Origin of the sequence: Bradyrhizobium sp. SZCCHNS1022 (assembly GCF_032484835.1) — a bacterium.
GTDB lineage: Bacteria > Pseudomonadota > Alphaproteobacteria > Rhizobiales > Xanthobacteraceae > Bradyrhizobium.
Window position 1 is genome coordinate 800,501 of the sequence record NZ_JAUETT010000002.1, and the last position, 10,581, is coordinate 811,081.

Below are 10,581 nucleotides of genomic sequence, written 5' to 3' on the forward strand. Positions count from 1 at the left end.
CGCCAACCGCTAAATCAAGAGCGATCGATCTAAGTCGGCCGATGGAACCCGGCGACAAGCCACGCGCCATAACGCTGTTGCCCCGCATTGGTTCCGATGTCATGGCCGATTTTTCGGGCCGCATACAGCGCTGGGGACGGAGCGGCCGGACGCCGGGTACTTAAGCCTTACGATGGAGGATGGCTTATGAAAGTTCTAGGAATGTTTGCTGCTGTGCTCGTCCTCGGCTCACCGGCGGCCTTGGCGGAGAATGGCGGGCCGAGCGGACGTGGATCGGTCCTCGGGGATCCCGCGGCAAGCTCGGCTACGCCGGGAACCGCTCCGACGACCGGCATGGCACGCAGCAGAGTGGCAGCGGAACATCGACCTCGGGCGGACGCGATGCCAATGGCGATCAGCGGCGAGACAAGATGCCTGACAGCGACAGGAACGTGATGCCGCTCGACCAGCAGCATAAGCCGGACACCGGAAAGTAAGCGGAGACGGCCGCTATTTTTCAGCAAGTGCGGCTCGCGTGTCTTCAAGTTCGGCACGCAGTCGTGGCAGCTGCGCCGCTGCGAAATTCTTCACATCATCGATATCCGAGGATTGGAGATAGCGCTCGAGCACGGAAACGGTCATCTCGTACTGAGCCAGCTGGGCAGCATAGAAGCTGCGTACAAAGGCGGGGCCTTCGGCCGAGTCCATAGCCGCAAGTACGTCGGCCCGCTCGCCGGCAGCTGGCCGGCTGATCTCAGCCTTGCCGGCACGGTGCTGCAACTCGACAAGCGCCTGATCGCGCTGCAGCGCGGCCTCGGCCCGCAGCGCAGCAACGTTCTGAACGTCAGAGTTCGACAGTGCGGCCGTACGATCGATCGCCGCCTGCTGAAATGCGTCGAACTCATACAAGCGAGCGATGACCTCAGGCGGCGTCGGGTGTGGATCGACAGCACCGAGTGGCGTGCGATCGAGACTCTCTGAGCGCACCGCGCCGGCGCCGAGAGCGAGCATGAAGAGCAAGGCAGCAATTCTCATGGCTTCAAAATCGCGCAGTCGCCCACAAGTTCCACCAACATTAATAACGCGTAAGGGCGGTTGTAGGCCGCCGGTGCGGCTACCAGCTAAGATTGATGAAACAGTCAGATCGATTTCGAGAACACGCTGAGAATTGCCTGCAGCTTGCCGAGCGCGCCGCGCAGGGGCCTGTGTTCAGGCGTTACACACGTATGGCCCAGGGGTGGGCCGCGCTGGCCCAAGGGCAGGAATGGCTTGACGGCGAGGTGTCGCCCTTGGGCCACCCAGACTCGGATCGTCCGCGTACTTAGGTGCGAGCTCTTCGGCGTGACAAGACATCGGGTGTGACAAGACATTGGGAGCGAAAGGAGGAACGTCAGATGACTCCCCGCTTGGTCCTTATTGTCCTGATCGTGGCCTTTGGAATGGCATCGGCCTTCGCGACGATCACCACCATCCGGCAGGTCCGGACGGAAGCCTATGCGCTTCCGCAGCCGGTGACCCACATCTGATCCAGCTAGCAGCCTACGGCTGCCCCGAGCCGCCCGACGAGCCGTACACTTGACCATTGGCGTAGCTCGCATCGGCGGCTGCGAGCTGGACATAGATCGAGGCCAGTTCGGCCGGCTGTCCCGGTCGTCCTAGCGGCGTCTGCCCGCCAAACTTCTCCAGTTTCTCCATCGTCGCGCCGCCTGATACCTGCAGCGGCGTCCAGATCGGCCCCGGAGCGACCGCGTTGACGCGAATACCCGTGGGACCCAGCTGTTTGGCGAGCGATTTCACGTAGTTCATCGTCGCTGCTTTGGTTTGGGCATAATCATAGAGGTCCGGTGAAGGGTCATAGGCCTGCTCCGACGCCGTGCCAATGATGGCTGAGCCGGGCTTCAGGTGCGGCAGCGCCGCCTTGATGATCCAGAACGGCGCATAGATATTGGTCTTCATGGTCGCATCGAAGTCCTCGGACGAGATGTCGAGGATGGATTGTCGAGCCTGCTGGCGTCCGGCGTTGCTTATGATGATATCGAGGCCGCCGAGTCCTTCGACGGCGCGCTGCACCAACTCCTGGCAGAACCGCTCATCGCGGAGATCACCAGGAATGGCGAGAGCGTTGCGGCCGTCGGCCTTGATCAGCGCGATCACTTCCCGGGCATTCGGCTCTTCGGTCGGATAGTAATTGATGGCGACATCAGCGCCCTCGCGCTCATAAGCGATCGCCGCGGCGCGCCCCATGCCGGAGTCTCCGCCGGTGATCAGCGCCTTGCGACCGACAAGGCGCGCGGAGCCCTTGTAGCTGATTTCGCCGTGATCGGGACGGGGATCCATCTGACCCGCCGGCCCTGGTCAAGGCTGCGACTGCCTGTTGAATGGAGGCTTCGGATATTTGTCGACGGGATTGATGAGGTCCTGATTGATGGGGGCTTGGCCATTCTCGCCTGCCATTGGCTCGCGTCCTTTCGCCGTTGCAGAAACGAGGGACGCTTGCGGCCAAGGTGGCTCCGCCGGCGACCATTCGTCGGTGAGACATCGAAGGGATCTGGTCGTCTGCCATTCACGTCTTCTCCGCGTTTCTGCAGGTCAACGGCGTTCGCTACGGAACGTTTCTAGTCAGCGCGGTCAATTCCGATGATGTCCACCGCCCCGGTACGACCGCGCTTTGGCAATCCCCGGAACAATTCGGAGCGGTCGGCGTCGTTGTGAACTTGGCAACAGCGCTCTGCTCAAATTTTCCATTCGGACGGAGGCTTCACATGGCTATGTCAATTGACCAACGCGAATTCGGTAGTCTGATCGGCAGCGACAAAGTCGAGGGGACATCGGTCTATGGACCTGATGACACCAAGATCGGCACGATCGAGCGAGTCATGATCGACAAGAAGAGCGGCAGAGTGTCTTACGCCGTGCTTGGTTTCGGCGGGTTCCTCGGCCTCGGTAATGATCACTATCCGCTGCCCTGGCAGTCCTTGAAATACGATACACGGCTGGGCGGCTACGTCACCGGAATCACCGAGAGCCAGCTGCGCGGCGCGCCACATTACAGCGATGACCGGGAGTGGAACTGGTCGGACGTCGCCGCAACTCGGGCGGTCAATGATTATTACGGCGTTCCGATCGTGTGACCCCTGTCGGGCGCGCACGGGTTCAACACGCGCGAGGCCGTCCATCGGGGCGGCCTTTTGCTGATGATCGCAGCCATTCTTGAGCAGCTGCGAAAGCGGGCCGGGAACGAAGCTCGCGCAAGACAATTACTTGGCAGAAGCCGTCGCGCAGGGGCGCAATCGACAGTTCAAGCCGAGGTGTTTGCCGTGGATGCCCAGACCAAATCGCGCGGGTTGTCTGCGGACAAGGCGCAAGCGCTTGAGCCGCGATCCGAGCCGAAGCCCGCGGAGCAGGATCGCAAGAGCGGGCAGGAGGGCAGAGAGCAGAGAGCAGCAGGCGCAGACCGAGCACAAACGGTCGCTGGCGGATCGGCTGCGGGCGCATCCGGTGCTGACAGCGGCAGGCGTTTGCATCCTGCTGATAGCTGCGATCGGTGCGCTTGCTTATTGGTTGAATGCGCGCCACTACGAGAGCACGGATGACGCCTTCGTCGCAGCGCGCAGCTATTCGGTGGCGCCGAAGGTTGGCGGTTACGTCACCCATGTTCCGGTGACCGACAACCAGCATGTCAAAGCCGGCGACGTGCTCGCGCGCATCGATGATCGCGACTACAGAATTGCGGTCGATCAGGCGCAAGGGCAAGTCGCCGTGGGACAAGCCAATGTCGACAACATCCAGGCGCAAATCGATAGCCAGCGCGAGCAGATCGCACAGGCCAAGGCGCAGGTCGAACAGGCCCAGGCGCAGCTCGAGTTCGCCCAGCAGGAGGAAGCCCGCGCACGGGATCTCGTCGAGAGGGGGGCGGGCACGGTTCAGCGTGAGCAGCAGACCCGCTCCGACTTGCAGGCTCAACAGGCCAACACGACGCGCACGAAGGCGGCATTGACGGCGGCTGAGCTCGGAATAAAGACCCTGCAGGCGCAGCTTGAAAGCGCCAAAGGCTCGTTGCAGCAGGCGCAGGCCCAGCTCGATCAGGCCAAGCTCAACCTGCAATACACGAACGTGACGGCCACGGAGGCCGGCCGCGTGGTCAAACTGAGCGCGGCGAAAGGCACGCTGGCAACTGCGGGACAGAGCTTGATGATGTTCGTGCCGGACGAGCTCTGGGTGGTCGCGAACTACAAGGAGACCCAACTCGCCGACATGCGCCCGGGGCAGCTGGTCGAGGTGCGGATCGACGCCTATCCGAGCCGGAAGCTCTCCGGGCGTGTGGCATCGGTACAGCCGGGCTCCGGCACGGCCTTCAGTCTGCCGCCGGCAGAGAACGCCACGGGCAATTACGTGAAGGTCGTGCAGCGCGTGCCGGTCAAGATCACGATCGACGAATGGCCGGCCGATCTGGCGGTCGGACCGGGCATGTCGGTCGTACCCTGGACGAAGGTGCGATGACCGACGCTGCCGAAGGCGGCGCTGCTGCTGGCGGTTGGTCGCCGGAGCGGTCCGCTGCCGCCGGCCACAATCCCTATTTGATCGCCTTCGTGGTCTCGATCGCCACCTTCATGGAAGTGCTGGACACCACGATCGCCAATGTCGCGCTCCGCCATATCGCGGGTGGGCTGGCCGTCGGCATCGACGAGAGCACCTATGTGATCACAAGCTATCTCGTGGCCAATGCGATCGTGCTGTCGATCTCCGGCTGGCTCGCCACCGTGATCGGCCGCAAGCGCTTCTACATGATCTGCGTCGCCGTGTTTTCGCTCGCCTCGCTCCTGTGCGGTTTTGCGTGGAGCCTGGAGGCGTTGGTCGTGTTCCGCATCCTGCAGGGGTTCGGCGGCGGCGGCATGGCGACCAGCGAGCAGGCGATCTTGGCCGATTCGTTCCCTCCCGCGAAACGCGGACAGGCATTCGCGATCTACGGTGTCGCCGTCGTGGTCGCGCCTGTGGTCGGCCCGACGCTGGGGGGACTGGATCACCGATACGTACTCTTGGCATTGGGTGTTCCTGATCAATGTGCCGATGGGCCTGTTGTCGCTGTTCCTCGTCGGTACCCTCGTGGGCGAGCCGTCGGGCGCGGAGGAGGAGCGGGCACGGCTGCTCAGCAATGGCCTGCGCGTCGACGTCATCGGCTTCGCGCTGGTCGCGATCGGGCTCGGCTCGCTGGAATTCGTGCTCGACGAGGGCAGCGCAACGACTGGTTCGGTTCGAACATGATCCTCAGCTTCGCATTGCTCGCGGGGGTCTGCCTGTTGGCCTTGATACCTTGGGAGCTGAGCCGCGAAGATCCTATCGTGGATATCAGTCTGCTTGGGCGGCGCCAGTTCGGCGCCTGCTTCATCGTGATGCTGGCGACCGGGGCGGTGCTGATCGCAACCACGCAGATGTTGCCGCAGCTGCTGCAGGCAGAGCTCAACTACACGGCGTATTTGGCCGGACTCGTGCTGTCGCCAGGCGGCATCGTGACGATGATGATGATGCCGATCGTCGGGCGCCTCGTCAGCGTCGTCCAGCCGAAATATCTCCTGGTGTTCGTCGCCGCCGTCGTCGCCCTCGCGATGTGGTATCTGACCGGGCTGAACGGCGACATCACCTACGGCTACGCAGCGATGTCGCGCGTCATGCTCGGCGTCGGGCTGCCTTTTCTCTTTCTGCCGGTCACGACCGCATCCTATGACGGGGTGCAAGCGAACAAGACCAACCAAGCCTCGGCCCTGATCAATGTTGCGCGCAATATCGGGGGCTCGATGGGGGGGCACTGTCGCAGACCATGCTGGCGCAACGACAGCAATTCCATCAGAGCAGGCTGATCGAGCACGCGGCACCGTCCGACATCGGGTATCAGCAGACGATCGATGCGGTGACACGCTACTTTCAGGCGCATGGATCCAATGCAAGCGACGCGGCAGGGCAGGCGATCGCCTGGGTCGGGCAGACGCTACAACATCAGATCGATCTGCTCGCCTATATCGACGTATTCTGGACGCTGTCGATGTTGGGGCTTCTGATGATTCCGGTGGCTCTGAGCATCAGGCCGATCGACCTCGGCGCGGCGCCTCGCGGGCATTGAAGCTGCGAATGCGAGGTTCAGGCGGCTGAACTCTCCGGTGAGCGCGGCGATGCTTCGCCCGTGGAGCGACGTGAGAGCCAGCTCGGAATCTCGCGGTAGCTCACGCCTTTCTCCTTCATCTCGGCGATGGTCCATTTGCTCGGATGTCGTTCCTTGCCGACGAAGATCCAATCCTCCGGCGCGGGGGGCGACTCATTCGGCCGGGTTCGGAGCCAGGCCGAGCGCGCGCCTTTGGGCAACCGGTCTGGCTTCATCTGATAGAGATCATACATTGGCGAACGCATTACGTACTCCACCCCACACGCACACAACATCACCAGGGGTAAGCATCAACTGGCGCGCGGCAGAATTGTGAAATTGGAGCGGCGAGGGTGTGCAAAAGCGACATTGAAATATGATGGTGCGGTCGAGCCACGACAATAAGGCGCTTCTTGACGTAGAAAAGCCCGCCGCTGCCGGCGGGCTCCAACCGCTGAATGAAGCCCCGACTTAGAAGAAGCCGTAGCTCAGGTCGAGACCATAGCTGGCGTGGAGCAGGGCTCCAAACACAGCGGCTCCGCAGAGCATCAGAACGGTACGTAATTGCTCGGCAGTGAGGCTGGCGTCATGGAAGCTTGGGATAGATTTTACGATGGTTGTCATATGTGATCTCTGTACGCGGTGCGAGGACTGAGCTTGATCAACTTTGTAGCATATCCCTGATAGAACCCGGCTAGAGCAGATCCGTTGTGATTGCTTTAGACGGTTTCTAACAACGGAATTTGGAACCCAGCTTCGTGCACTTTTTGCGGCGAAGTTGCGGAAACAGGGTGCGCGTACGGAATCTATTACAGAAAAAGCCCCTAAAAGGTTGTAAGTATGGACGAGATTCAATTAATGCTGGTTAACCACGCCCGTTCTGCGGAATTAGTTCGTCTGACATATGATTGGGGTTGCTGAGGGATAGCTACTCGCGCGTTGTGATCGCTGCTGCACGGACACGGTGGGAGCATTTCGCGGTTGTTGCGCGCGTCATGTACAACCTCGATCGATCTGACGCTGGCGCGTCGGCGGCCGTTGCTACCAGGATGGCTGAACGAGCCGCTACGGTTTGGTTTCGGCACGCTTCTGCCGTTGGACCGCGCGCTCCACTTCGGATGCGAGAACGTCAAGGTGGTCCGCCAGACGTCCAAACAGCTCGCGCTTGGCGCGATCGGTCGTCAGATCGCGGATCATGGCGCATTCGGCGGCGTCGGCTCGGAGCTTGTCCAGATGTGCAATCATGTCTTTCATCGGATCGTCTCCAGAGGCGCGATCCAACGCGGGAACAGGCATCTGGTTCCCAGGTAGCGTGTCCGGCAGCCTCCTCACGTGGCCGCGTGGTCAATCGTCCCAAAGCCGCTCGCCGCAACTGCCGCATTCGAACAGCCGAACCGTGCGGCCGCGGCGAGGGTCGAGCATGGTCTGGCGAAGCCGGAGCGGCGTTGCGCAGTTGGGACAGCTGGGCCTGATATTGTCGGTCTTGCGCTCCGGCATGTCCTTGATATCGGTCACGGCAGGCGGTCTCTACCAAACGGTGTCAGCGCCTAAGATACGAACCGGGCCGCGATCAGTTTCAAATCGTCCAGGTTCAATTCGCTACCGCTCGCGTCATGGCGCGGAGCGGCCACGATGGGCAGTCAGCAACCAGGTCGCTTGGCCTGCGTTGCCGTCCGATGGATAAGCTCCGAGAGGGTGGTTTTTGGATCGCGATCGCAGCCGGCCTCCTGCCGCTGCTCGCCACCGCTGCCGTGCTGCTGTGGGTGCAGAGCTGAGGCCGGCAAGCCGTGCAGGCGCGCGCGATACCAGGTCTACGTCGCCGAGCACGCTGGGCAAGCACGTTGCCCTGGTCGGTGGGATCGATATCGGCCCGACAGGATCGCGCGCCCCTCGCTAGGTGAAGTGGAGCTGTACTGGCTCCACTTCTGAAGTGCGGTACGGCGCGCCGCTTCGGCAGAGCTCACTGGCAGTTCCAGGTGGTGCCTTGCGCGCAATAGCTATAAGGGCTGTCGCCACCGTAACGCTGATACGGAAAATGGCCGGCAGGGTAGTAGCCGTAGTAACCTGGCCCGTCGTAATGAGCCGGTCCACCGTAGTAGACCGGACCGTCGACATAGGCGGGCCCGCCATAGTCGTAGGCATAGGCGTCGCGGGCTGCCGCGGCCGCGAGACCGAAACCGACCGCGCCGGCGACGGCCGCAGCTGCCGCGCCTCCACTCTGCCAATGTCGCGGTCTTGCATTCGCACTTGTCGGCGCCAGCGCGCCGAGCGTCAGGCCGAGAATTGAAGCGGCAACGGCCGTGCGGCCGAGCAGCCGAACTTTTCGGGTCGACATTTGATCATCCTACGGGTCTCGACAGGCGTGTTGCATGTCCAATCCACATAGAACCATTGCTCCCCGGAAGTAGTTCCGTGCCCTTATGATGGCTGCGGGCCGGAAGGGACCGGGGCGCGCCGACATCGTGACCCGCATCAGCCTGTCATCGAATCGCGACTGAAGCCGGAGGACAGGAACGACAGCGCCTCTGGTCCATTAACGTCCCAGATCGATGGAGAAATCGAATGGCCAGGCATTTAACGCGTGCTCGGCTGACGCGGAGCGTCGCCGGCCTATTCTCAGCTTTGGCGGTTTGCGCAACCGCGGTGTTCGTTGCGGCACGTCACCTGGCAGGCTGACTGCGGGTATTTGCGCCCTCGTGATCCCCTCGTCAGGTCGAGCGCTGCTCGAAGGGCAGATTGGCTGGCGTCCATCGCTTTGCGAGCTCTGCGGGCAGTCCCGTCGAAATCTCATTGAAGACGCCCGCAACTTGCCCATGCCGGTACCGTTGCCCGGTACCGCTGCCAACGGGTTCGATCTCCCTCATTGGCCGCTGCGGCTTGGAGCCCTTGGTCCGTGTTAGCGAACGTCAAGTTCAGGCTAATTTGACTGCCTCACGAGAATGTAGCGACTGCGCTTTGTTGCGGCGCGCGTGAACTACTTCACAGCGGACGTAACCAATGCGGTGTAAGTGGGGGACGGGATCTCCCGGAGGACGACGCCATGGCTGCTACAATCGCTCGAGCTATTTCCCGCGTCTCGGAGACCATCGTCGGAAGCGAGACGCTGAAGATCCTTCTCATCTTCGGTCTGGCAGGGCTTGCGGTCTCGCTGCTGGCGGCCAGCTACGGTCTCGATCTGAGTGTCGGCTTCTTTTGATCGGGATCGACGCCAAGCCAGTCTTGCCGTCGCCTGGGGAAGCGCACGGGCACGTTGCCCGCTCACGTGCGGACGGAAGCGCCTCTCTGAGGCGGCATTAGGGTAGTGTTAGCCGGAGATTCCGGTACCCAGGTCCATTCCAAGATAGGCGAGAGCAAAGCTTAGAACGAGTCCCGCCAAGCAGAAGGCGGCGATCGTGGCGAACTCCGAGTCGCGCGTCTGAGCGACAATCAGGCCGTATCCAATTGCGGTCATGTCAATTCCCAATCTGAAATGAATGGTCCGAGCCTAACGAACACAAGTTTCCAGCAGGTTTCGATCGATTCCCGAAATCCGCCCGAAGTGAGTCATATGTCGTACGACATCCCATCTAATGTCGGCGGCGGTCGCAGGTGTTCATCGCGAGAAAGACTTGCGATGCATCTCGGTTGAGGTGACTGCAGCGAGGGCCCGCGCACGAAAGAACGGTGCGGATATCGCATGAGTTGTCGGGGTGCCGCGCTTCCAGCTCCGAGTCTTGTTAGTTGCTGCCTTGACTGGGCAGCTCGTGGAGAAGATTCGACGTTCGCTCAATCTGCCCGAATATCGAGACGCGAACGTCGAATCCGAAGCTCACTCACATCGATAAGTTGGCTAGTGGATCTATGAGGCCAAGAGTCGCAAATATGCCTGCCGAGTAGGATGCGAATGCCGGCGTCGGACCACACTAGGACGGCATTCCGGCCGGGTCCGACGCCCGCTCGTCGCTGAACTCGGTATTTCGGGCGCAGCCGATAGCTGTGTAGAAACCCGTCGCAGCGGCAAGGTCGATCACGGGAGGATTGATGAAGATCATTTTCGGCATGCTTGCCCCTTTTTGGATAACGCGCGTCAGCTCGATCGCAACGACCAGCCACTTCGCACACCTAGGACGTTCGAGCGTCCTGGTGTCCGACACGGCAGTTGAGAAAATGCGATGAGAGCAGGACGAAGGACGACGCGCCGCACGCCGCATCGTAAGCGGGCCCAAGCCGGCCTCTGGAGCATGTGGCGATCCCGGCAGGACTCGAACCTGCAACCCGCGGAGTAGAAATCCGCTACTCTATCCAGTTGAGCTACGGGACCGTCTTGGCACCGGGCGAGTCGGCCCGCCGTGTCGGCTTGAATACCACCGCTATATGAAAAATTGTCCGGTTCGCCAAGATGATCCGAACCGGATTTGATCCTGCGCAGACAAAGCGGGGCGGGGGAGTGCCAGAATGCCACTTTTCACGCCTGCGGGACCGAATGAACG

General features: G+C 61.7%; 13 protein-coding genes, 1 tRNA gene and 2 pseudogenes. 6 read left to right on the top strand and 10 right to left on the bottom strand.

All coding sequences use genetic code 11. The features are described 5' to 3' along the window. Positions 1–489: 489 nt before the first annotated feature. Positions 490–990 carry a DUF4142 domain-containing protein gene (locus QX071_RS17280; RefSeq protein WP_315704280.1) on the bottom strand — a complete coding sequence of 167 codons (501 nt, stop codon included), beginning with the start codon at positions 988–990 and terminating at the stop codon, positions 490–492. Between the two features lie 383 nt (positions 991–1,373). Between QX071_RS17280 and QX071_RS17290 the strand changes: the two genes are divergently transcribed. Next, positions 1,374–1,505, top strand: a complete 132-nt coding sequence (locus QX071_RS17290) for a hypothetical protein (protein ID WP_315703844.1) — start codon at positions 1,374–1,376, stop codon at positions 1,503–1,505. Positions 1,506–1,518: 13 nt separating this feature from the next. Here QX071_RS17290 and QX071_RS17295 read toward each other — a convergent pair. Next, positions 1,519–2,542 (bottom strand): annotated as a pseudogene (locus QX071_RS17295) (SDR family oxidoreductase). A gap of 199 nt (positions 2,543–2,741) precedes the next feature. Here QX071_RS17295 and QX071_RS17300 point away from each other — a divergent pair. The 4 genes and pseudogenes from QX071_RS17300 to QX071_RS34095 all read left to right on the top strand — a co-directional run bounded on the left by QX071_RS17300 (position 2,742) and on the right by QX071_RS34095 (position 6,094). Then, positions 2,742–3,110, top strand: a complete 369-nt coding sequence (locus QX071_RS17300; protein WP_315703845.1) for a PRC-barrel domain-containing protein — start codon at positions 2,742–2,744, stop codon at positions 3,108–3,110. Between the two features lie 186 nt (positions 3,111–3,296). After that, positions 3,297–4,479: pseudogene (locus QX071_RS17305) on the top strand (HlyD family secretion protein). Next, the gene (locus QX071_RS17310; protein WP_409977490.1) at positions 4,476–5,834 is read left to right on the top strand and encodes an MFS transporter; all 1,359 of its coding nucleotides are present in this window, start codon (positions 4,476–4,478) and stop codon (positions 5,832–5,834) included. The pseudogene QX071_RS17305 and the gene QX071_RS17310 overlap by 4 nt, the downstream one beginning before the upstream one ends. Beyond that, complete coding sequence (locus QX071_RS34095) at positions 5,795–6,094, top strand: hypothetical protein (protein ID WP_409977491.1); 300 nt, start codon at positions 5,795–5,797, stop codon at positions 6,092–6,094. Before QX071_RS17310 ends, QX071_RS34095 begins: the two co-directional genes overlap by 40 nt. A gap of 17 nt (positions 6,095–6,111) precedes the next feature. Here the strand turns inward: QX071_RS34095 and QX071_RS17315 are convergent, their stop codons facing one another. From QX071_RS17315 to QX071_RS17335, 5 genes are all read right to left on the bottom strand, one after another. Further along, positions 6,112–6,378: a hypothetical protein gene (locus tag QX071_RS17315; RefSeq protein WP_315703847.1), complete on the bottom strand. Its 267-nt coding sequence runs from the start codon at positions 6,376–6,378 to the stop codon at positions 6,112–6,114. A gap of 205 nt (positions 6,379–6,583) precedes the next feature. Beyond that, a complete protein-coding gene (locus QX071_RS17320) occupies positions 6,584–6,736 on the bottom strand; it encodes a hypothetical protein (protein WP_315703848.1) in 153 nt (50 codons plus the stop codon). A gap of 441 nt (positions 6,737–7,177) precedes the next feature. Continuing rightward, on the bottom strand, positions 7,178–7,366 hold the full coding sequence (locus QX071_RS17325) for a hypothetical protein (RefSeq protein WP_315703849.1): 189 nt from the start codon (positions 7,364–7,366) through the stop codon (positions 7,178–7,180). Positions 7,367–7,456: 90 nt separating this feature from the next. Then, the gene (locus QX071_RS17330; RefSeq protein ID WP_315703850.1) at positions 7,457–7,627 is read right to left on the bottom strand and encodes a hypothetical protein; all 171 of its coding nucleotides are present in this window, start codon (positions 7,625–7,627) and stop codon (positions 7,457–7,459) included. A 445-nt stretch (positions 7,628–8,072) separates the two neighbouring features. Next, on the bottom strand, positions 8,073–8,447 hold the full coding sequence (locus QX071_RS17335; protein ID WP_315703851.1) for a hypothetical protein: 375 nt from the start codon (positions 8,445–8,447) through the stop codon (positions 8,073–8,075). A 705-nt stretch (positions 8,448–9,152) separates the two neighbouring features. Here QX071_RS17335 and QX071_RS17340 point away from each other — a divergent pair. Then, positions 9,153–9,308 (top strand): hypothetical protein, encoded by a 156-nt coding sequence (locus QX071_RS17340; protein ID WP_315703852.1) that lies wholly within the window; start codon positions 9,153–9,155, stop codon positions 9,306–9,308. A 108-nt stretch (positions 9,309–9,416) separates the two neighbouring features. Here QX071_RS17340 and QX071_RS17345 read toward each other — a convergent pair whose 3' ends face one another. From QX071_RS17345 to QX071_RS17355, 3 genes are all read right to left on the bottom strand, one after another. Continuing rightward, entirely contained in the window at positions 9,417–9,563 is a 147-nt protein-coding gene (locus QX071_RS17345) for a hypothetical protein (protein ID WP_315703853.1), read from the bottom strand. Between the two features lie 451 nt (positions 9,564–10,014). Further along, positions 10,015–10,152: a hypothetical protein gene (locus QX071_RS17350; protein ID WP_409977492.1), complete on the bottom strand. Its 138-nt coding sequence runs from the start codon at positions 10,150–10,152 to the stop codon at positions 10,015–10,017. A gap of 183 nt (positions 10,153–10,335) precedes the next feature. Further along, positions 10,336–10,412: transfer RNA gene (locus QX071_RS17355), tRNA-Arg, on the bottom strand. Positions 10,413–10,581 lie beyond the last annotated feature (169 nt).